The following is a 22,551-nucleotide window of genomic DNA, read 5'->3' on the forward strand; positions in this document are numbered from 1 at the left end:
CGTTATACCTCCAGTGCCTTCACGCGTTTGCGGTACTCACCCGGCGTGCAGCCAAATTCCCGTAAAAAGACTTTATGGAATGACGATTCGCTGGCGTAGCCTACCGACTCGGCCACCACAACCAATGGCTGCGACCCGCGAGACAGCATCTGGGCAGCGAATTGCAGGCGTAAAGTGGTTAATACTGCGAGCGGCGTGGAGTTTGAGACTTCACGAAATAGCTGCGCGAAGCTGGCCCGCGACATATGCGCACGTTTCGCCAGTTCTTCGACGGTCCAGGCAAACGCCGGTGACTCCAGCATCATGAAGACGACAGCCCCTAGTTTGGGATGAAGCAGTAGATTTAACACGTTTTGAACGGGGGTCGCCTTGGTTAACCATTCGCGAACGGCTAAGGCGAACAGTGTGGCGCATTGTTGACTGCAGACTACACTGGAACCTGGCAGAGTACTCAAGGATTCCTGTTGCATCAACGCAATCATGGCCTTGAGCCAATAGCTGACAGGGCTATTTTCATCAGGTGCCAGAACCAATACTTCCGGTAACGCAGTTAAAAAATAGCGTGAGGAAGCGTGCAATCGAAGGCTGCCACAAACAATGTGTGTTTGTTCATCGCCAGACTGGCAGAGCCGATGTGCGGAGTTTTGCGGCAGGATCACGATAGTACCGGGCCGCAGAGTAAAAGATGTCCCATCGGGCATGTCCAGTTGGGCTGCCCCTTGTGTGACCGTATGCCAGCGGATAATGGACAATTCACCTGCTGCGTGAGGCAGTTGCCAGTCCCTGCTCAGTAGGCAGTTTTGGTCAATTGAGCCTTGTGGGTCGTTAAGCATCAGTAATCGGCTAAGGGCATCCATGGAGACTCCTGAACATTTTTTGTTGTCGTTTATTGAAACGATATTATCTCTTTATTTCATTATTATATTAATACCTTCAAAGTGTTAGTGTAATAATTCATTCTCGAAATGTTAGTCATCTTTAAGGCTAATTTAGACGATCTGACAGTTATCTGCGAGTTGTGGATACATTGTTTCGGCAGAGTTAGAGCTATATTTCAGTTCATCAAACGAACAGTGACTTGGCGGAGAGACAGCATGAATCAGTATCAGGCGATTATTATTGGATTTGGCAAAGCGGGTAAAACGCTGGCGGCAACTCTGGCCAAAACGGGTTGGCGGGTAGCGATTATTGAACAGTCAAACACCATGTATGGCGGGACATGCATCAACATCGGCTGTATCCCAACCAAAACCCTGGTACATGATGCTGAGCTTCAGCATGACTTTGCCGAAGCAATGCAACGCAAGGCCTCTGTTGTCAGTTTTCTGCGCGATAAAAATTTCCATAATCTTGCCGATCTGGAAAACGTGGATGTGATTGAAGGTCGTGCTGAATTCGTTGATAACCATACTGTGCGAGTCGTGCAGTCAACAGGCGAGATTGAGCTGAGCGGCGAGAAAATCTTTATTAATACTGGCGCCCAGTCAACGATTCCAAACGTTGAGGGATTAACCACGACACCTGGCGTATTTGACAGCACCGGGCTGTTGAATTTGACGCAACGTCCAGAGCGTCTGGGCATTTTGGGCGGTGGGTATATCGGCGTTGAATTCGCATCGATGTTTGCCAACTTTGGTAGCAAAGTCACTATTTATGAAGCAGCTCCGCAGTTTTTGCCTCGTGAGGACCGGGATATTGCTGACGCTATCGCCAACATTTTACGCGACAAAGGCGTCGAGCTGATCCTCAATGCCAACGTGCAGTCGGTCTCCTCTCATGATGGTGCAGTACAGCTGCACATGCCGGAGGGTGCCCAGACGGTGGATGCGCTGTTGGTAGCATCAGGTCGCAAACCGGCGACAGAAAACCTGCAATTGCAGAAAGCGGGTGTGGATGTAAACGATCGTGGTGCTATTGTTGTGAATAAATATTTGCGTACATCGGCAGATAACATTTGGGCAATGGGCGATGTCACTGGTGGATTACAATTTACCTATATCTCACTGGATGACTTCCGTATTGTGCGTGACAACCTGCTGGGCGAGGGGTTACGTAACACGGGCGATCGCCAAAACGTACCGTATTCCGTCTTTATGACGCCGCCGCTTTCCCGCGTCGGAATGACTGAAGAACAGGCTCGCGCCAGCGGTGCGGCGGTGCAAGTCGTGACGTTGCCGGTAGCGGCTATCCCGCGTGCACGTGTGATGAATGATACGCGTGGTGTTCTTAAAGCGGTGGTGGATAGCGAAACGAAACAAATATTAGGCGTGTCGCTGCTGTGCGTGGATTCTCATGAAATGATTAATATCATCAAGACGGTTATGGATGCGGGGTTACCTTATACCACATTGCGTGACCAGATATTTACCCATCCAAGTATGAGCGAATCATTAAACGATCTCTTTTCTCTCATAAAATGATAATAGCGTAGTCTGCATATTTGCCCCACCCGTGTGGGGCTTTTTTTTATTTATTTTTTATATTCCTGATACTAATTGACAGTTATTCTGGCGTTGCGGATGAAATAAAATAAAGTGACATGTTTTATTATATTCCCACTGAAATAACTCGTTAATGGAAATAGAAATGAACATGTTTAAGTCTACGTTACTAATGACTGCGTTACTGACTGCTCCGGTGACATTTTCCGCGTTAGCGCAAACAGAGGTTGCCCACGTTAGCGTATCAGCCGTGTCTGGCTCTCCTTCCGTGGTGGAAGATGCTATTGCGAAACTGGCGCAGGAAAAGAATGCGACTTCCTGGAAAATTACCTCAATGCGCATTGATAGCAGTACTCACGCAACGGCAATTTTGTACAAGTAAGGAGAGCCGGGATGGAAAAGTATCTTCGTATATTGGGCAAAGGCGATAGAGTTGGATTAACCTTGATTCGCCTGAGTATCGCGATTGTTTTTATCTGGATTGGTTTATTAAAATTTGTACCTTACGAAGCCGACAGCATTACGCCGTTTGTCGCCAATAGTCCGGTAATGTCATTTTTTTATGAGCATCCAGAAGAATACAAACAACATTTAACCCACGAAGGTGAATTCAAACCACAGGCTCGTGAATGGCAGACAGCGAATAACACGTATACGTTCTCAAATGGCCTGGGCGTAGTCGAAGTTCTTATCGCTTTGCTGGTGCTGGCTAATCCTGTTAGCCGTTGGTTGGGATTAATTGGCGGCGTTCTGGCATTTGCCACACCAATTGTTACCTTATCATTTTTAATAACCACTCCAGAAGCATGGGTAATGCCGCTGGGTGATTTACACCACGGATTTCCGTACTTGTCAGGCGCCGGGCGGTTGGTGTTAAAAGATACGTTAATGTTGGCGGGAGCAGTGATGATTATCGCAGATTCATCCCGATCAATAATTAAGCAGCGGTATTGAATTTTTAACGTTGTGCCCTCTGTAAGATAGCAAGCCACTATAGTTCGATTCGGTACTTACCGGGCCAGCAGGATGCTGGCTTTTTTTCTGACTTAAGGTAAATTTATTAAGCATATATAAATTGCAATTATTCAATTTAGAAGCATAACGAGTCAGGGCTATATTTTAGTTAATGATAGAGTGCAGTAAACATCTTCTCTTATCCCCCGCGATAGCACGCCAACCCGCATGTTGCGTAGCCCCTCCATCATGATTGCTTTATTTTTTTCTGTACAATTCTTGCTATTTGTTATCTCAAAACCTCATTTTAAAAATTTTGTTATTCGCTTTTGTTATAGCCAGTACGCAAGTTCGCGTGGTTTTAGGCCTGGCTTGAGCTAGAATTAATCCTGATTAAATGTTTTTACGTATCAATAACTGACTAAAGATAGTTAAAAACTTAATTTTTAACCAACTGTTTGACATGGAATCCACTATGGTAATTAAGCACCAGGGGTGGATGCTGATCTCGCGTTTTGTGAGTAACCAAAGGCGGGACATATCTTAAATATGGAAATAAGGGTTTTAGAATGAGCTTTGGCTTAGCAAAGGAAGACAAGTTTGAAATCATCGCTATCCTTCGTGAAGAGCTTCATAAGAAAACGAAACTGGAAATCCTGTGTGGAGACAGTAGCGTTATCACGCAGTTAGAGAAGATTGATTTCGAACGGTTTGTCATCTCCGGACACGGAGACATTGTTCCTGAAAAGGTCCAATACTTTATCCTGCACAGTGAAAGCGGGATTGTAAAGTTTACTGCCAGGTTCGAACAAACCTCGTCAGCAGGTGCGGAAGCAGGATTATCCTACTTCATCCCGGATATGATTTTCTTTGCCCAGCAGAGACAAAATCAGCGTTTTTCATTCCTGAAGGGTTATGACTTTTTCTGTTTTGGTCGTTACAAAAATGGAGAAAACTACTCTCTCAAGATTAAAAATATCTCGCAGGGTGGTTGTGCGTTAATCGTTAAAGATGTAAACGCCCGTTTTCTTTATAAAGATGCGGTGATTAAAAATGCATCTCTGGATTTCGATACCTTTGGCAGTTTACAACTGGACTTAAAAGTGATCGATGTCGTCCCGATCAATGAATTTGATGAGGATAACCAGTTGTATTCCTGTCATCAGATCTCATGTGAGTTCGACTTTAAAAATCGTCGTGAAGAGACTGAAGTCGAGAAAATCATTATTAAATTTTTAATGAGTAACAAGATTAGAAGCTTATAAGGAACGGTGAACAGGATGTTGATGTGTGGCAGTGATAATTTTGTGGGCAATGGTATGTTTGCCTACCTGACCAGCAAACATGTACCGATACAAACATTCCAGTTTGAGGATATGTTGCATCAGTCATCATTATGCCAGCATCAAACCATGGTTTTTAATATCATTGATAATGAACAAGCGTGTTCAGACATTGTTCAGTTTTTGAATAAAAACCGATTCAAATTTTATAATAACGTCGTGGTGATTGTTGCTGATAGTTTGGTGGCGAAATTATGCGTAGAGTTATTATATGTCGAAAAAACAATAGTTTTGACTGAAAAATCTTCACTGCGCGATTTTGGTCAATTGGCGAAATTATCAGTCGGGAAATGGAACCCCCGACTGTATCGTTCGCAGAAGAGATTAACCGAAAGAGAACAGCAGATCCTGAACTTACTGGTAAGTGGTTATACAGCCAAAGAAATTTCTGAGTTAGTTAGCCTGAACTATAAAACGATTCAGGCACATAAGATGAGAGTCGTCGCCAAGCTTGGCCTGACCAATACCTCTGATTTAAATAAGTTAATTGTCAGATTTACCCATCGTATGTCTTTTTTACCCTAACCTGACCATTCTTTTCTGATGTAATACACCTAATAGTAGATACAATTTGGGAGTGATTTTGACTGGTTTTTAATTTTATGATTTGTAGAGGGAGAGGGGAATGTTTAATTCCAATGAGGTGCTAACTGCGCTTGAAAAGGCTTTGAATACCAGTCAACTTTATATGGTTTATCAGCCTATTTTCAATTTGCATGCCCAGCGTATAAGCGGATTTGAAGCATTAATGCGTTGGAATAGTCCTCAGATGGGTATGATCTCTCCCGATGTTTTTATTACCTTACTGGAAGATAGCGGCAATATTATTTCCATTGAAGATATGGTTACTCACTCTCCGTGGGATGTTGCAACTTCCTGGCCTGACCCCATTGTATTATCCGTCAATATTTCCGCGCTTGAATTCTGCGATCCTCTGCTACCCCAACGCGTCAGACAAAATCTTGCCACTTCCGGATTGCCGGTCCATCGATGCCAAATAGAGGTCACGGAAACGTCACCGCTGTGCGACAGTCAGATTGCGGCTAAAAATATGACGGAATTAAAGGCGATAGGGGTCAAGCTTGCACTTGATGATTTTGGAACCGGCCATGCTAATCTTAATTACCTGTTGAAATATCCTTTTGACACTTTAAAAATTGATAAGGAATTTGTCACCGGTATTGAGCCCGACACCCGATCAACGAAGATTGTTGAGGGTATTATTTCACTGGCGCATAATTTTGGTATTGAAGTTCTTGCCGAAGGGGTGGAAACCCAGTCCCAGTTGGAGCGGTTGATGCAGATTGGTTGTGACAAAATTCAAGGCTTTTTCATTTCTCCCCCAGTGCTGGCAGAAGAGATCCCTTCACTCTTAGCACAATATAATCGTTAATCCCTCCTTTTCACGTTTCCCAACCCCTTGGTTGTTCCGCGTTGCTGTTAAGTCTGTAGGCCTGATAAGCGTAGCGCATCAGGCGACTTTGAACGGCAAAAAAAAGCCCCCTGCAGAAAAGGGGGCTGGTGAGTTTATGTCAGCTTAGAACGATTTCTTAAAGCCGATAGAGGCATTGACCGGCGCTTCTACCTGCGACTTACTGCCGCCGTTGCTGAATTGCGTACCCAGCTCACCGTAGACCTGCAGGTTTCTGTCGATGGACCATGACAGGCCGGCTGCAACTTCAGTGCTGGAGTACTGCTGTGAAGATTCCAGCGTGGTGGTGGCTACCGCATTGGTAAAGTGCGTTTTGTCTTTTGAACCCAGACCCTGCCAGACGTTTACCCTGCCATACGGCTGGAATTTGCCATGGTTGGTGTCATAGTCAGCGACCAGACGCACGCCCAGACGCGCGGTAAAGGAATCCGCAGTATCCATTTTCACTTTCGTTGGGGTCACACCATCCAGCGTGCTGTTATCAAAGTCGCTGTACTGGTAGATCAACTGAGCCTGAGGTTCCAGACTCCATGCGCTGGCACCTAAACGGAACGATTTACCTACCTCTGTCGACGCCGTCAGCGTGTTGCCTCTGACCGTATACGAGCCGTTGTTACCGGTCGCCTCCAGGCGGGATTTATGGTTACCGTACTGCAGGACGTTATCAACATACATACCGTCACCCGAGAACCAGGTAGCATAGCCGCCGACGTAAAATGCGTTGTCGTCGATGTTACCGCCTTTGCCATCGCTGCCTGTCTTCGTGCCTTTCACGTTGCTGTCGATATCAAGGATGCTGGTATACATCCCGGCTTTCCAGCTTTCGTTAGCATACATATCAACGCCGACCTGAATGCCCATGGTATGGGAGCTGGTTTGCGTACCGGCCGCGTCATCCAGTTTGGTTTTACCGGAGTAGCCAATCATTCTTGCCCAGGCGCGATTGTCTTCATCAATGCCCGGTTTAACCTCGTCACCCATACGTTGGTGCATGTTACCCAACAGGCTAAGATCACCCTGACGTACGACGCTGGCGAGGCCAGAATACAGCATGGTTTCTGGACGGTATTCACTTCTCAGATACCAGTTTTCACCCTGGCCCTGAGCATTACCCGCATGCAGTTGGTACTCAAACGCACCTGCAGCCATACGATCGGCGGCAAGATGGAAGGCATCCCGCGACGTTTGTGCGGTGGTGGTTGCGCCATTGAGCGCTGTCACCACTTCGATACCATCCCCAATGGTCGGCGCGCCGAGACCAGAACCATCGACATCCAGCAGCGTGCTACCGCTGGCTTTACCGCCATCGATAATCAGACGGTCGGCAATGCCTGAGCCGCTACCATTCTGGATAGCCGCCATGTTGATAGTCCCTTTTTCGCCGGTGTAATCCCCTTTGACGGTTAAGGTTGTGCCAGTCTGCTGACCGATGAGCGAGACATCGCCACCGTTGCTCAGGCCCGCTACCGTTTGGTTGTAACCCTGAGTGTTCAACGTGGTGTCTGCGACCACATAGTGGTGCGATGCGCTACTCAGGGTGTTGGCATTACCCGCTTGCAACACGCCGTTGGCGATCAACGTCGCGCCGCTGTAGCTGTTTTCGCCTTGCAGCTCGGTAATGCCGCTACCGGTCTGATGCAACTGGCCTTTACCACTGATATTGCCGGTCAGCGCCAGGGTATCGCCACGATTGACGTTGAGTACGCCGTTATCAACGACATCCCCCTGAATGCTGCCGATATCACCGCCGTTACCCAGCTGTAAAACGCCTTGTTCGATGGTGGTGCCACCGGTGTAGGTGTTATCCAGCGTCAGGGTGAGGGAGCCTTTACCGGTTTTGGTCAGTTGACCGTTACCTTCGACTTCAGTCAGCAGAGAAACGTCATGCCCGTTGGTGTCGAATGTCCCGCCGCCGGATTCCAGCGTCACCTGACGGGCAGTATCAAACGCTTCGCCATACTTCAGCGTACCGCCATTAAAGGTAATTCCCGTATCTGCCGCACCCAGGTTGGTATCGCCCGCTACCTGCAGCGTCCCGGAGGTGATGGTCGTTCCACCGCTGTAGGTGTTGTCGCCTGTGAGGATGAGGGTACCGAGATCGCCTTTATTCAGGCCGCCGGTACCGCGGATAACGCTGTCGATAGTCGCGGTGTAGTTGGCGCCGTCTACTGTGCCATCGCCAACGCGAATCAGGGTGTTGGCCGTATTGGTGGTAATGGCTTCGCCGCCCACGCGATAACCATCGGTGGCGAACTGCGCGCCGCTGATGATGACGTCGCCTTTGCTGTTATCGACGGTCACGTTGCCTGCTTCACCCTGGAAGACGGCAAACGCGGCATCGGTAAACGGTGCGTTCAGCGCGCCTTCCGGCGTTGATTCATCGGTAGTCCAGTTGTCGTTACCCTTGCTGGATTGCCAGATACCGTCGCCGCCGTTGATGACGCCGTTGTTTTTCAGCTCGCCATTTTCACCACCGGTGCCGTCCCAGAAGCGCAGCGTTAGTCCTGCGTGGTTGACCAGGTTGACCTGATTTTTCACCGATGTCTGCACGTACAGGCTGTCAGCCGCTTCCGGCGCGTTAGCAATATCCATCACATTGTTGGTCAATGTGCCGGTGTAGTTGATGACGCGATAGACGCCGACATCAAAGCTGCCGCCCGGTGAGGTTTCAATGTTGAGCTTACCGTCGAGCGTCAGATCGCCATTTACATCAATCAAGTCGTTGAAAGCACCGCCCGGGGTGTAAGCCTGACCAAACTGATAATCCAGCTGTGCGTTATCACTGAGCGTCAGCGAACCGGTAGTCAGTTTACCCACGCTGTTGATAGCTGCACCCGCGGTAATATGCGCGTCGTCCAGCACATCAACCGCGCCGCCAATAATTCCGTTTCCGCCGAGCGTTGCCCCGGATTTTACCGTCACCTGGCCGGTAGCCGCAGACTGATTACCGTTGACCAGCAGTACGCCTTCATTGACGTCCGTGGTGCCGGTGTATGTGTTGTCGCCGGTCAGCGTTAACGTGCCGTCACCGATTTTCACCAGGCTGCCGTCGTTGCCGCTGATAATGCCGCTGATGGTGTCATCAAGATGCAGATTACCCAGCGACAGCTCTTTATTACCCAGTTCGACATTACCTGCGCCGGACAACGAGCCGATAGATGTTGCGCTGTCGACTGCGCTGATATCGACCTTACCGCCCGCCAGGTTTTTAACGACGGTATTTTCTGCCATCGCCAGGTCAGCAAAGGTCATCAGTCCGCTGTTGTTCACGGTGGCATTGCCGCCGCTGGCGTCTTCTTCCAGCGCCAGAGTACTGTCTTTTGACACGTTAACCGTCGCGTTGCCCGCGGTGGCGTTGTTGGTTAACACCGCTTTCGCCGTGCCCGTCAGGTTCAGCATTGCGCTCGCTGCGGTGACGTTATCTGCCAGCGTTAACAGGCTGTCGGCGATGTTCATAGTCAGGGATTTCAGGCTGGTATCTGTCCCGCTGACATTGAGCGTCGCGCCCTTATTGACATTCACGGTGCTGCTTTCGTTACTGCCAAAGGCTCCGGTTTTGCTGACGTTGACCGTCACATTGTTGGCGTTTCCGGTACCGGCAATTTCTGTGTCGCCTTTGTAGCTGTTTGCGCGGTCGAGCGACAAGGTGCTGCCCGCATCGCTAGAGCTGCTGGTGACTTTCAGTTTACCGTCGCCAGTAATCTCACCGGTTGGCGTGAAGTGGTGCGAATTGAGATCGAACACCGCTGCGTTCTCATTCGCTCCCAGCTCGATGGTGCGATTGCTGGTCAGGTCCGCGCCCAGTTGCAGCGTTGAACCGTTATTGATTGCCAGGTCAGTTCCGCTCTGGCCGAGATTGCTGTCGGAGGAGATCTGCAACGTGCCGCCATCAATGCGCGTGCCGCCGCGATACTCGTTATCGCCGCTGAGGATCAGACGGCCAAGGTCGGTTTTCACCAGCGTCAGCTTGTCAGCAGTACTGGCTTCGCGGATAACAGACTCAATGGTCGCGGTATAGTTTTGCCCCGCGCCACCGGCGCCAACGCGCAGCAGCAGTTCGCCTGTTCCCGGCGTCTGGCCTGCGTGGGTCGCGTTTTCAGTGGTGGCATACGCGTTAAGCGCATCGCCTTTAACGACATAGCCATCGGCATCAAACTGTGCCCCGGAGAAGTTAACTTCTCCCGCGGCGTTGTCCACGGTAACTGTACCGCCTTTGGTGGTGAAGACGGCGAAGGACTTCTGTGCCCAAGGGGCGTTACCTTCACCGGTTGCGGTGGTCCAGTTGTTATCACCCTGGCTGCCGATTGCCATCCATTTGCCATCGCCACCGTCAATTTTGCTGTCGCCTTCAATACCCGACGCGCCGTGGCTCTGATTGACGGTTGCGCCGTCCCAGAACTGCAGGGTAACGCCGTTGGCGTTCACCAGGTTGACCTGTTTGTCGATGGAGGTCTGGACAAAAATATTGCTCTTATCCTGACTGTCCGGTATTGCGCCTAATTCCAGCGTCTGGTTATCCAGCGTGCCGCCGTAGTTATAGATACGGTACACGCCCGGTCCGAAGTTACCGCCCTGTGAAGTGGTGACATCCAGAGTCCCGTCCAGTTGCAGATCGCCCGCGACGTTAATCAGATCGTTTAGCGCGCCGCCTGGCGTATAGGCCTGACCCAGTTCGAAAGCGGAAGTCGTTTTGCTACCAAGCTGCAGATTACCTTTAATGGATAACGTACCCGCACCACCGTCACCGGCGCTGAGGGTCGTGGCATCGTTCATCAGCACGTTGCCGCCGATAGTGCCATTACCGCCAAGTGTGGACGTGCCGCTAACGGTGGTGGCACCGCGCGCCGCGCTTTGATCGCCATTCACCAGCAGCGTGCCGTTGGTAACGGTGGTGTCGCCGGTATAGGTGTTATTGCCGTTCAGACGGGTAATGCCGCCACCGATTTGCTGCAGCGCGCCAATACCGGAGATCACGCCGTTGAGCCAAACTTTATCAGCTCGATTAACGATGAGTACGCCGTCATCGAGAATATTCGACACGGCGCTGACTTCGCCTGTATTTCCGCCGTCACCCAACTGCAGCGTACCGGTTTGAGCGATAGTGGTAGAGCCGGTGTAGGTATTGTTAGCGGTGAAGATCGTGGTACCGCCCGCCGCACGTTCGAACTTCCCGTCACCGCTGATGATACCGCGATAAATTTGCGCCGCTGAAGCATCACCCAGGGTATCGAAGATAACCCGGCTGCCTGTGCCCTGGGTCGTAACATTGTAATCGCCAATGCTTGCGGCAGTACTGGTCGGCTCGACGTGGTCGCCGGTGCTCAGGGTTGCGCCATTGTTTACGGCAATGGTTTTGCTTGCCAGCGTCAGGTTTTCTACGACCCGGACATCTGCGTTTGAGCCGCTGATGGTCAGCGAATCCCAGCCGGTGCCGATGTTGGTGCCAGTGGTCAGGTTGTCGCTAGCCAGCGTACCAATCTTCGCACCTTTTGTATCGGTGAAGGTGAGGGCGTTGCCGCTACCTGCTTCAGTAGTGATGTGGCGTGTTTTATCCAGCGTCACATTGCCGATGTTGGCTTTATTGTTACCGCCAGTACCGGCGAAATTCACTTCACCCGCATAGGAGCCACTACGCCAGTTAAAGATGTCCGCACCTTCGCCGGTATTGATTACGCCGCTGGTTACACCGCCGCTGATATCAATGGTGTCATTGCCTTTGCCGGACTGAATGGCCACGGCCGTGTCGTTGATGGCCTGCAGGGTTCCCGTGTTGGTAATGGTTTTACTGCTGTCGCCGCTGGCGTCAATAACCGGTGAGGTGGTGCTGGCAGAGATAATCTTGCCGCTGTTGGTCAAGGCGCTGACGTTTTTCGCGATGATCGCCGAACCGCCTGCGTCGTTATGCACGTTAATGTCGGCATTGGTGGTGACATTACCGTTGGTATTAGCGCGGATACCGCTGCCTTCGCTGTTCAGCACCTCAATGGTGTAGCCTTTGCCGATGGTCAGATCGCCCGATACCGAGCTGCCATCGCGTTTTTCAAAGGCAAAGCCGGTACCTTTCCCGTTGACGTTGAGGATATTTCCAGCGCTGTCTTTATCGGTCATGGTCAACGCCACGCTGGTGCGGATGCCTGCGCCATCGTTGGAGTTTATGGTGACGTTTCGTAACAGGATATTGTTATTGTTAGCATCGTTTTGAATGCCAGCACCGTCACCCTTTGCACTGATCTCCACATTTTGCGCGGACAGAGCGCCAGCGCCTTCGGCCAGACGAATACCGTCAGCGGTGCCATCGGTAGTAATACTGTCGCCAGAAATACCGTTAATTAGCAGGCTGGCTCCTTGGGTGAGCAGAACCCCGGCAGTACCATTATCAACCTGAACTTTGCCCAGTGTATTGATTTGTGCGCTGGCACCTGAAGCTCTAACACCGATGCCGTTGCTGACATGCAGAGCGCTGGAAGAGTTATTGGTTAAGCTCCCGCCTTGTTGAACATCAACACCGATGCTGTCGACGCTGGCCAGATCAATAATCGAGTTGGTATCCAGGATCAGGTTGCCCTGATTCCTCGCCACATAGGCGATAACCTCATTGCCGCTAGCTTCAGAGGTAATCTTCGCGTTCGAGGTGAGGGTGGTGCTAGTCGGATTACCCTGCGTGTCACCATTCAACTGGTGAGCCTGACCATCCACAACCCCGGCAACGGTTCTTTCGCCGGTTAAATTGATGGTGGTTTTATCACTGATGGTCCCTTTCGCGCCGCCTTCGATTACCAGTGCCGCTGAGTCGCTGCCCTTAACGGCAAACGTAGCTTCACCGGTATCTACGCTACTGCCAGCGCCGGTGGCGAGAACGCCCACGGAATTCTTACCGCTGAGGGTAAGATCAAGGTTGGAGCCAGCCTGACCATTCGGCGGCGTGGTATTCCCGGCCAGCAATGCGCCATTGGCGATACGGAAAATGGTGGTGCGATCCTGACCATTGTCATTCATCACCGCCTGACCAATGTTGGCGGTAGCGCCTTTACCAAACAGGTAATAACCAATCTGATCGGTGCTGTTAAATATCGGGCTACTCAGACTGTCAACGTTAGCGATGGCGTTATCACGTACATGCACACCGATGTTACCGGCTTTATCCAGCGTAATGTTGGAGTAGACGTTGACCACAGCCTGGCCGTTAGCGCCGCCTTCTGCCCAGATAGCGTAGTTACGGTTACCGACACCGCCTTCACCGTCCACCACGATAGAGCCTGAAGCGCTGGTGGTGACTTCGGCATTTTTGTTATTGGCGCTAACGTGGATCCCCACGTTGTTGGTGCCATTTACGTTAATCTTGCCGTCGTTGCGGATTTCCTGATTATTTTCCGCGCCGCTGTCGCGTACGGAGATGCCGTAGTTTTTACTGCTGCCCCCGTCAGAACCTCCATTGATCACGATATTGCCGGTATTGAGAACGTTGCCTGTGGCATTCCCGACCAGAATTCCCGCGGCGTTGCGTATCCCGGTTCCCAGCGTGATCAGACCGTTGTTAATCACCTCTTTGGCACTTTTGGTCATGATCCCGGCGCTCAGACTAGAGCCGCCAGCCATCGTGACATCTTTAGACGGATCGCTTGCGTCGCGACCAAGATAAATTGAGGCATCCTGAGCGTTAGTGAAAGTGGCATTCCCGGCGACTTCTACGCCATAAGCCGTGCCTTTGGCAAAGGATGCACCGTTTTTGCGCCCGTCCACGACGTTGATATCGCCGTTGTTGACGCCTTGCGATTCGTCAGACAGTTGCATGCCAATAGCCAGCGTCAGCGAAGAATCTGGCTCATCCTTACTCCAGGGATCGGCTGCCGACGCGGTACCAAAGTTATCGGTGGTGATCGCCTGGTTAATGGTGCCGTTGTTTGCTATCTGGCTGGCGCCTTGCCCCTGCATGCCAAATGCGCCATAGCTGTTGACGTTTTGATTGCCGTCTTTGTCGATAAACAGCCCGGAGTTGATGATCCCGTTGTTGGTTGCCGTTGCGTCTTTTGCCAGCATGCCAATCGCCAGACTCTGCCCGGTAGACGTGCGTAATGCGTTCAGCTCGCCAAGGTTAGTGATAACCCCGCCATTAAGGGATTTCATGACACCGTTAATACTGCCGTCAACGGCAATAATCGCATCTTTGTTCAGGGTGCCGGAGGTGCCTGCACCGTTGGCGTAAATAGCATGCAGCTCACCGCGGCCAGCGGTCGCGTTATTGCTATGCGACAAGCCGTCGGTCCAGACGTCGTAATCCCAGGTAAGCACGTCTGAAGACTTGCTGGAGTTGATCAAGCCATCAATCAGCTCCGCGTATTTTGTCTGCGCGGCGGTGACGGTTGTGATATCACCGTTTTCAACATCCAGCCACAACTGCAGTTGACTGACCTTTTGCCCTTCAGGGTTTTCTGCTGCGTCGCTGCTTTTACCCAACAGCCAGTCGTTAAAATCGGCCAGCTCCTGCGTGCTGGTAATGTTAAATGTGCGCGTACCCGTTTCGACTACTTTACCGTCTGCATCATAGCCGTAGGACATGAGTGTTACATCATCGCCAAACACGGAGGTTTGTGCTGAACCGGCGAACGTTTTTTCAGGGATAACTGGGGCGGCGTTAAATTTTATATAGTTATCGGATTGCCAGTTAACCTGGCTACCTGCGTCCTGAGCCTCCAGCAAGGAGGAGTCTTTAGCCAGCAACTCGATAGTATTGGCTTTGTCACGGACATTGAGCGTGTCGTTGCCAATATCCAGATTGGCTATGGAGCCATTTGTCGCCAGCGCGATGCCAAATTGTTTATAGATTTTAGACAACGTTGGATCGTAGGTGTTTAATACCGAATCGCCGATCTGTGATTCGGTAAGAAAGCTACTTAACTCCTGGGTATCAAAGACTTTAATTGATGCTGGCTCACCAGGAAATGCCGGGTCGTTAATAGAGAATTCTGTGCTCTGTGAAGGCGTCGACGACCGGTTGTACGTCAGGTATTCCGCCAGCTCTTCAGCATTAGTAATCGTTTTTACGCTCTGGTCAGGGCTGGTGGCCTTAAGAGTGATTTTGTTTGTTTGCAGCAGCTCTCTGATGGTCGTTGATTCAACAACGCCACTTTGACCCGGACTGATCGTTGGGATCGCACCGCTGATATTGAGCGCCTGACCAGCAGTGATATCTTTATATAAGAATCCGTAGTCGTGGATACCCGCATAATCCCCAACGGAAATACCTGCCTGGTAGTCGGTGAAAATATTGTGATCACCGATATCGATAATCGGATCAGCGGAAACCTGCATTGAAGCAGCGCTTAATGCACCCGCTGCTAATACCGCAACAGTTTTGCGCGAGCTGCTTTTTTTCTTTCCTTTGGTTAATTCAGAAACGACCACCCAGATACCGAGCGCCGCGTTCCAAATAATGCTGTAAACTTTGTTCATATATAACCCTCGTCTACATTCCTGTTATGCATGTGTTAATACATTGAGTTGTTGGCTATGGTTGGCACGCGGATGTGCTACCCGGTAATAGATTTTTGGGAATAGGGTTTCCTTCCGTGCGATGCGGAATTAAAAAGCGAGTCGAAAGAAAACTTTTTTAAATAATAACCGTGATAATTGTCCTTAAATAAGTCAGTTACGGCTGGCTATAGTGAGAAATGGTGTACTTGAGCCGGGTGTTATTTTTGCCGAGTTTTCTGGCAATATTGCTTTTGTACGCCCCGATGGTTTTTTCACTTTTTTGTGATGCCCCGGCGATTTGTGTCAGTGACCATCCTCGTGCAAGCATCATCATTACGTTGAATTCGTTTGCTGTGATCTTGTTGTGTAATGCTTTGATATTTTGTTGGTTATTGTTTTTTGTGATACGTGTAACGGCATGGTGTAGCCGATCAAGACTGGCATCTTGATCAAGAAACAGCATGTTCTTCCCACAAACGGTTTGAAAAAGAGTAAAAGTAGCTTCATCTGCCAAAACAATAATTTTGGTGACAGGTCGTAAAGCCATGTTGCGGATAATCCTGGCATATTTTAAAAAATCTGATTTGTCAGGATTAATGATGATGCAATCCGTTTCATAAGGAAGCATTTTGACAGCAGAGAGCGTCTGGGAGGAGTAATACGCGATATCAATATATAATGATGAGCCACGTAGGATTTCTCGCATGCCTAGCCAAGGGTAAATTGAGTCACCCAAAAAAATAGCCTTTGACATAACGATCTCCTTGAAATTTTGGTGCAAGCAGCCGCCTCTTTTTGTAGGTTAAAAAAGAGTTTCTTGCGACGCGTGAAATGTTAATTAAATCTCGTATTACGTTCTGTGCTGTGAACGTATCCTTATTAATTCCAGATTAAACAGATATTCTCTGTATTTATTAGAATCATTAACTATTCTTAAAGTAGATATTACACTTTGTTAAAATTTAAGATAAATCGTTTATTTCAGCTCTGCGTAAATGATTGATAGATTTCGCTTATGAATCGCATGAATAATGATTGAGTGGTTTCTATAAAGACAGGGTATTCCTATCTGTTTTGGAGGGGATTTATATGAAAAACATTATATTTCAGATGGATACCCGTTTTTCTTAATGGGCTTACTGGTTGGTAGGAGAATTCTTAATCAAGACCAGGACAAAGAGAAGGGGCGTCGAGGGGAAGAGAGAAATATCGCTAAATTTGCAGTTATCGACCTGAAACTCGAGTATCCAGGTTGATAATTCTTAGAGTTGTGATGTTTTTAGGGAATTATCCTATTTTTAGCTTTTTGTGCTTAATTTTAAAAACTCACTTGAAGAGGTTATTTTTTCTGATTGCTATTGCTGATAGGGCTTAGCCTGCCAACAGTTCCTGTTCAACCTGATGTACCTGCTGTTCCAGCGTATTGCGGATTTCCGTAAGCGCCCGTTGTTGATCGGAGAAGTAGGCTTCTTTATCAGTCACGGAGGTGGCAAGCCGCCAGGCGTTTTCGGCTTCCAGTTCGGTAATCTCTTTGAGCAGCGCGTTAATTTGTTCTCTGAGCTGCTGTATTTTGCTGCGTAAATGCTGCAAATCGTTCAATCGGTCACTGGCCATCATCGGTTCGAGGCCGCTTTGCAATTGAGTCAGTAGCGCCCGGACGGTGGCAAGATCGGCATTTTGGCGCGCCTGGTTAAGCTGCACCATCATCTGATGCGCTTTCTCTTTCAGATCATCGGCTACCACGTCCGGGTGGCAAAGACGGCTTGCCTGACGCCACAGGCGTTTTAACTCATTACGTTCATCAGAGGAAAGCCGCTGGTCACGGCTAAAACGATGCTGTGCATCCTGCTGCTGCTCCTGATATTCATCATATTCATGGCTGGCCTCTTCCTGTGCCTGACGGGTTGCGCTGTCATCCTGGCGAGAAAAGTCGTTTTCCAGCTCACGAATCTCAGCCAGCAGGGCGGTAATCAGTTCAGTTTGCTGCTGAATACGTTGGCGTGTTTCCACCGATTCGCGCGAATCTGAATTCTGGTTCATCCAGTGCTGCTTGAGCCTGGCCAGTTGATCAACAGCCTGGGAAATATAGTGCTGACAGGATTGATAGTCTTTTTCCCGGCGTTTTCGCTCCGCTTCCTGTTTGCGCTGGGCACTGGCGGCGAGCTGTTTACGCAGTTCGAGAATGCGGCTCATCAGCGGTCCAAGACGAAGGTGATACAGATCGTTGAAATCATCGAGGATTTGAATGCGCGTGTTACGCTTATCGATCAGGTCACGCAACTGTGTTTCGAGTGCTTTGAGTTCCAGCTTACTGGCGGCAATGGCGGGATCCTGCCACGTAGAGACTGCCCGTTGAGATTGCAGCCAGGCCGAGATTTCACGCAGGGCATCACCAAAGCGTCGTTCTTCGATCGCCTGCACAATGGTGCCTGGTACGACTGACAAAGGCTCATTTTTAAGATGCGCCACCTGCTGGAAAATAATCTCCTCATCTTCCAGTTCAATAGCGCTTTTGACGATTTCCAGTCGTTTGATGATCTTATTCATGACAGTCGTTGCCTGGCCTGGCTAAAAAACGAGTGGCTGAAGTACAACAGGTTCACCCGTTTGAAAATGTTAGAAAAACAGTAAAGCGCATTCTGTGGCCTGCGATGCCTTTTCGTCCAGAATAATTCACTGTAATTATGAAAAACCGGAAGTCGCGCGCACCTGTCTGCATCTTCAAACCTCTGTTTCATGTTTTTTACTCTCGGGTAATTATTCTTGATTCAGTAAAGATAATGCGTATAGTTCTCATTCTCTTTTGTTATTAACTCCCTGTATTACTTCTGGTAAGGATCCCGACAATGAAAAAAACAACATCCGCGCTGGCATTGCTGATTACTGCGGCGTTAAGCGGTTGTGCGGCGCATACCACGCCAGCCAGCAACGCCAGCGTTACGGAAAAAACAGCGCAACCTGCCGTCAGTGATGTGCAACAACGCGCGCTGGCGGATGGGTTATATGAAATGGCGCTTAGCCCGGCAGGGGATGCGTTGTACGTTGCCAGCGCCGAAGGATTTAAAGATGTGCAGGGCGGCGTGGTTTACAAGCTGGATCCAAAAACGCTTAAAACGCTCGGCTTGAGTCATACCGATATGAAAAACTTTGGTATGGCTATCTCGCCGGACGGTAAAACAGTGTATGTCACCAACTCACTGGATGGTGGCCTGAGCGCGCTGAATACCGCTGACGGCAAAGTGAAAAATCGCGTACTGTTCCCGGAACGTAACCCAGAAGGTTTCCCGTATGGTGCGCGCCAGGTGCTGCTGCATAACGGTTTGCTCTATATTGGTGCCGTGGCGGATCCGGCGGTGATTTGGGTGGTTGACGCTGAAACCCTGAAGCTAAAAACCCGCATTAAAAATACGGGTAAATGGATGACCGGACTGCATTATTCAGAAGTGACGCAGCGAATTTATGCAGCTAACGGCGGCGGTGAAATTCTTGTTATCAACCCGCGTAATCAGCGCGTAGAAAAACGCTGGCAACCGCTGGGAGAACAACCTGCGCTGTTGCTGAATATGACGGAGGACGCACAAACGGGTCGCCTGTTTGTCACCGACAACTCGAAAGCGAAGACTACCCTGGTGCTGGATATCCATACTGGTAAGCTGCTGAAAAAATTGGATGTGGGTGATTCGCTGGCGGTGAAATTTAACGCAAAACGCAACGAAATCTATATTACCCAGCGTGATTCAGGGAAATTGCTCAGCCTGAATGCGACCGATTACAGCGTGAAGAAAAGCTGGGATTTACCACCAAACCCTAACAGCTTGCTGCTCTCGGCGGATGGGCAAACCCTGTTTGTCACCGTGAAACAGAAATTTAATAAAGACCACTCTACGTCTGCGCCAGATAACGTGGTACGTATTGACCTGAATAAACAATAACAACTCGCCTTCTTTCTATTGTTTTTCTCCCGAGCCTCGGTGCGTTGGGCAAGGAAGCCCGGCGTATCCAATCGATTGCGCCTTGCGACAACCAGGTTGAAATGTTAAAAGAAGCCCCTTCAATAAAAACCACACAGGGGAAGGGCGTGAAAAACGCGTCAACTGCATCTGACACCAGCGTGTCTGATGCCGCGTCGACGAACGAGCCGACGCTTCAACGAGGGTTGCAAAACCGCCATATTCAGTTAATTGCGCTGGGCGGCGCAATTGGTACCGGCCTGTTTTTGGGCATTGGCCCGGCTATTCAGATGGCGGGACCTGCGGTGTTACTGGGTTACGGCGTTGCCGGGATCATCGCTTTTTTGATTATGCGTCAACTGGGCGAAATGGTGGTCGAAGAACCCGTTTCCGGATCGTTTGCCCATTTTGCCTATAAATACTGGGGACCGTTCGCGGGTTTTCTGTCCGGCTGGAACTACTGGGTGATGTTTGTGCTGGTCGGCATGGCAGAACTGACAGCGGCAGGGATCTACATGCAGTACTGGTTGCCCGATGTTCCAACCTGGATTTGGGCCGCGGCATTCTTCGTGATCATCAACGCCGTCAATCTGGTCAACGTACGTCTGTATGGCGAAACGGAATTCTGGTTTGCGCTGATTAAAGTACTGGCCATTATCGGCATGATTGGTTTTGGCGTGTGGATGCTGTTTTCCGGTAACGGCGGGGAACATGCAAGCATCGATAACCTGTGGCGTTACAACGGCTTTTTTGCTACCGGCTGGAACGGATTAATTCTGTCGCTGGCAGTGATTATGTTCTCCTTTGGTGGGCTGGAGCTTATCGGGATTACTGCCGCGGAAGCGCAGGATCCGCAGAAAAGCATTCCAAAGGCGGTAAACCAGGTGGTGTACCGTATTCTGCTGTTTTATATCGGTTCTCTGGTGGTGCTGTTGGCGCTGTACCCGTGGGTGGAAGTGAAATCCAACAGCAGCCCGTTCGTAATGATTTTCCATAATCTCGACAGCAACGTAGTGGCTTCTGCGCTGAACTTTGTCATCCTGGTGGCTTCGCTGTCGGTGTATAACAGTGGCGTCTACTCTAACAGCCGCATGCTGTTTGGTCTTTCGGTTCAGGGTAACGCGCCGAAGTTCTTAACCCGCGTCAGCCGTCGCGGCGTACCGGTGAACTCACTGATCCTTTCCGGTGCTATTACGTCGCTGGTGGTACTCATCAACTATGTGCTGCCGCAAAAGGCCTTTAGCCTGCTGATGGCGCTGGTGGTGGCGACGCTGCTGCTGAACTGGATTATGATCTGCCTGGCACATCTGCGATTCCGGGCGGCGATGCGTCGTAAGGGACGTGACACGCAGTTTAAAGCGCTGCTGTATCCGGCAGGGAACTACCTGTGTATTGCTTTCCTTGGCATGATTCTGGTGCTGATGTGTACGATGGATGAGATGCGCCTGTCAGCTATCCTGCTGCCAGTCTGGATCCTGTTCCTGTTTGTTGCCTTCAAACTGCTGCGTCGTAAGTCCCGCTAAGTTTCTACCGATCTTGTTATTACCGATCCCATCGTCAGGATGGGATCGGATCCTCACTCAACGTTTATCGTGACCGTTCTCGCAATTTTGCTGCTGCTGACAGGATCTTTATTTTGTAATCGATTACTTTTCTATTGAATCTAATTTGTAATCGATTACTTTTTAAGGGTGGGGCAAAAAATGGTGTCAACAACCGAAAGTAGTGGAAAACAGAGCGTACAGTACCGGCTGCTGGTGCCCCGGCTGTCGCTAATGATGTTCTTACAGTTCTTTATCTGGGGAAGTTGGTCCGTCACGCTGGGGCTGGTGATGAGCCAGCACAACATGTCGCTGTTGATTGGCGATGCGTTTTCAGCCGGGCCCATTGCCTCTATTCTGTCGCCATTCGTCTTAGGGATGCTGGTAGACCGCTTTTTTGCCTCGCAAAAGGTGATGGCGGTGATGCACCTTGCTGGCGCGGCAATCCTGTGGTTTGTTCCGCAGGCATTGGTGGCGCAAAACGGTGCACTGTTGATTGGTCTGCTGTTTGGCTACACGTTGTGCTACATGCCTACGCTGGCGCTTACCAACAATATTGCTTTTCATAGTCTGTCGGATAAGGACAAAACCTTCCCGGTGGTGCGGGTGTTTGGCACCATTGGCTGGATTGTCGCGGGGATCTTTATCGGTGTAACCGGAATTTCGGACACCACCGGCATCTTTACGCTGGCGGCGATTATCTCTGTGATTCTGGCGCTCTACAGCCTGACGCTGCCCAACACGCCAGCACCGGCGAAAGGACTGCCGGTGAAAGTTCGTGATCTGTTTTGTGCGGATGCTTTTGCCTTACTCAAGGTCCGTCACTTTTTTGTCTTCTCGCTCTGCGCGACGCTTATCTCTGTACCGTTGGGAACCTATTACGCGTATACCGCGTCGTTTCTTGCTGATGCGGGCGTCGGCGACGTCAGTACGGCGATGTCGTTTGGTCAGATGTCTGAAATATTCTTCATGCTGGTGATCCCGTTCCTGTTCAGACGTTTGGGCGTGAAATACATGCTGTTAATCGGGATGTGCGCCTGGTTCGTGCGTTATGCCTTCTTTGCCCTCGGCATCAGCGAAGAGGGCCGATTCCTGCTGTATCTCGGCATTCTGCTGCACGGCGTGTGCTACGACTTTTTCTTCGTGGTCGGCTTTATTTACACCGATCGTATCGCCGGGGAAAAAGTAAAAGGTCAGGCGCAAAGCATGATCGTTATGTTTACCTATGGGATCGGTATGTTGCTGGGTTCGCAAATTTCAGGCGCACTGTACAACCGGCTGGTGGCGGGGCAAACCGTGCCTCAGGCGTGGACCACATTCTGGTGGATCCCGGCAGTCGCTGCCGCAGTGATTGCCGTGATTTTCCTTTTCTCTTTCAAGTATGACGACAAAGAGCAGGCGTAATTTTCAGGAGGGGTT

13 protein-coding genes are annotated in these 22,551 nt (G+C 50.0%); 9 read left to right on the plus strand and 4 right to left on the minus strand.

Annotation, left to right across the window (positions count from 1 at the left end; translation table 11 throughout):
- Positions 1-2: 2 nt before the first annotated feature.
- Complete coding sequence (gene rclR, locus FDW94_RS03305; RefSeq protein ID WP_137377130.1) at positions 3-857, minus strand: reactive chlorine-specific transcriptional regulator RclR; 855 nt, start codon at positions 855-857, stop codon at positions 3-5.
- Between the two features lie 237 nt (positions 858-1,094).
- On the opposite strand from rclR, the gene rclA reads away from it, so the two are divergent.
- From rclA to FDW94_RS03335, 6 genes are all read left to right on the plus strand, one after another.
- Positions 1,095-2,420 (plus strand): reactive chlorine resistance oxidoreductase RclA, encoded by a 1,326-nt coding sequence (rclA, locus tag FDW94_RS03310; RefSeq protein WP_137377131.1) that lies wholly within the window; start codon positions 1,095-1,097, stop codon positions 2,418-2,420.
- Positions 2,421-2,592: 172 nt separating this feature from the next.
- A complete protein-coding gene (rclB, locus tag FDW94_RS03315) occupies positions 2,593-2,823 on the plus strand; it encodes a reactive chlorine resistance periplasmic protein RclB (RefSeq protein ID WP_032941888.1) in 231 nt (76 codons plus the stop codon).
- Positions 2,824-2,834: 11 nt separating this feature from the next.
- Positions 2,835-3,395 (plus strand): reactive chlorine resistance membrane protein RclC, encoded by a 561-nt coding sequence (gene rclC / locus FDW94_RS03320; RefSeq protein WP_008784029.1) that lies wholly within the window; start codon positions 2,835-2,837, stop codon positions 3,393-3,395.
- A 569-nt stretch (positions 3,396-3,964) separates the two neighbouring features.
- A complete protein-coding gene (locus FDW94_RS03325; protein ID WP_103015057.1) occupies positions 3,965-4,660 on the plus strand; it encodes a pilus assembly protein PilZ in 696 nt (231 codons plus the stop codon).
- 21 nt (positions 4,661-4,681) lie between these two features.
- Entirely contained in the window at positions 4,682-5,263 is a 582-nt protein-coding gene (locus FDW94_RS03330) for a LuxR family transcriptional regulator (RefSeq protein WP_003831148.1), read from the plus strand.
- A gap of 100 nt (positions 5,264-5,363) precedes the next feature.
- On the plus strand, positions 5,364-6,131 hold the full coding sequence (locus FDW94_RS03335; protein WP_003831149.1) for an EAL domain-containing protein: 768 nt from the start codon (positions 5,364-5,366) through the stop codon (positions 6,129-6,131).
- A gap of 144 nt (positions 6,132-6,275) precedes the next feature.
- Here FDW94_RS03335 and FDW94_RS03340 read toward each other — a convergent pair whose 3' ends face one another.
- From FDW94_RS03340 to FDW94_RS03350, 3 genes are all read right to left on the minus strand, one after another.
- Positions 6,276-15,620, minus strand: coding sequence for an autotransporter outer membrane beta-barrel domain-containing protein (locus FDW94_RS03340; RefSeq protein ID WP_137377132.1), 9,345 nt, complete (start codon positions 15,618-15,620; stop codon positions 6,276-6,278).
- 196 nt (positions 15,621-15,816) lie between these two features.
- Positions 15,817-16,395 carry a LuxR C-terminal-related transcriptional regulator gene (locus FDW94_RS03345; protein WP_008784033.1) on the minus strand — a complete coding sequence of 193 codons (579 nt, stop codon included), beginning with the start codon at positions 16,393-16,395 and terminating at the stop codon, positions 15,817-15,819.
- A 617-nt stretch (positions 16,396-17,012) separates the two neighbouring features.
- A complete protein-coding gene (locus FDW94_RS03350; RefSeq protein WP_008784034.1) occupies positions 17,013-18,188 on the minus strand; it encodes a DnaJ family molecular chaperone in 1,176 nt (391 codons plus the stop codon).
- A gap of 299 nt (positions 18,189-18,487) precedes the next feature.
- On the opposite strand from FDW94_RS03350, the gene FDW94_RS03355 reads away from it, so the two are divergent.
- The 3 genes from FDW94_RS03355 (at position 18,488) to FDW94_RS03365 (ending at position 22,536) form a co-directional block, all read left to right on the plus strand.
- Positions 18,488-19,573, plus strand: coding sequence for a YncE family protein (locus FDW94_RS03355; protein WP_137377133.1), 1,086 nt, complete (start codon positions 18,488-18,490; stop codon positions 19,571-19,573).
- 146 nt (positions 19,574-19,719) lie between these two features.
- Positions 19,720-21,114: a phenylalanine transporter gene (gene pheP, locus FDW94_RS03360; RefSeq protein ID WP_008784036.1), complete on the plus strand. Its 1,395-nt coding sequence runs from the start codon at positions 19,720-19,722 to the stop codon at positions 21,112-21,114.
- Positions 21,115-21,294: 180 nt separating this feature from the next.
- On the plus strand, positions 21,295-22,536 hold the full coding sequence (locus FDW94_RS03365; protein WP_003835691.1) for an MFS transporter: 1,242 nt from the start codon (positions 21,295-21,297) through the stop codon (positions 22,534-22,536).
- The last annotated feature ends 15 nt before the right edge of the window (positions 22,537-22,551 follow it).

Source organism: Citrobacter sp. wls757 (assembly GCF_005280935.1).
Taxonomy (GTDB): domain Bacteria; phylum Pseudomonadota; class Gammaproteobacteria; order Enterobacterales; family Enterobacteriaceae; genus Citrobacter; species Citrobacter portucalensis.

What these genes read in the sequence shown, in the direction of transcription:
- rclR (WP_137377130.1), bottom strand. Translation starts at nt 857, where the DNA reads ATGGATGCCCTTAGCCGATTACTGATGCTTAACGACCCACAAGGCTCA.
- rclA (WP_137377131.1), top strand. Translation starts at nt 1,095, where the DNA reads ATGAATCAGTATCAGGCGATTATTATTGGATTTGGCAAAGCGGGTAAA.
- rclB (WP_032941888.1), top strand. Translation starts at nt 2,593, where the DNA reads ATGTTTAAGTCTACGTTACTAATGACTGCGTTACTGACTGCTCCGGTG.
- rclC (WP_008784029.1), top strand. Translation starts at nt 2,835, where the DNA reads ATGGAAAAGTATCTTCGTATATTGGGCAAAGGCGATAGAGTTGGATTA.
- FDW94_RS03325 (WP_103015057.1), top strand. Translation starts at nt 3,965, where the DNA reads ATGAGCTTTGGCTTAGCAAAGGAAGACAAGTTTGAAATCATCGCTATC.
- FDW94_RS03330 (WP_003831148.1), top strand. Translation starts at nt 4,682, where the DNA reads ATGTGTGGCAGTGATAATTTTGTGGGCAATGGTATGTTTGCCTACCTG.
- FDW94_RS03335 (WP_003831149.1), top strand. Translation starts at nt 5,364, where the DNA reads ATGTTTAATTCCAATGAGGTGCTAACTGCGCTTGAAAAGGCTTTGAAT.
- FDW94_RS03340 (WP_137377132.1), bottom strand. Translation starts at nt 15,620, where the DNA reads ATGAACAAAGTTTACAGCATTATTTGGAACGCGGCGCTCGGTATCTGG.
- FDW94_RS03345 (WP_008784033.1), bottom strand. Translation starts at nt 16,395, where the DNA reads ATGTCAAAGGCTATTTTTTTGGGTGACTCAATTTACCCTTGGCTAGGC.
- FDW94_RS03350 (WP_008784034.1), bottom strand. Translation starts at nt 18,188, where the DNA reads ATGAATAAGATCATCAAACGACTGGAAATCGTCAAAAGCGCTATTGAA.
- FDW94_RS03355 (WP_137377133.1), top strand. Translation starts at nt 18,488, where the DNA reads ATGAAAAAAACAACATCCGCGCTGGCATTGCTGATTACTGCGGCGTTA.
- FDW94_RS03365 (WP_003835691.1), top strand. Translation starts at nt 21,295, where the DNA reads ATGGTGTCAACAACCGAAAGTAGTGGAAAACAGAGCGTACAGTACCGG.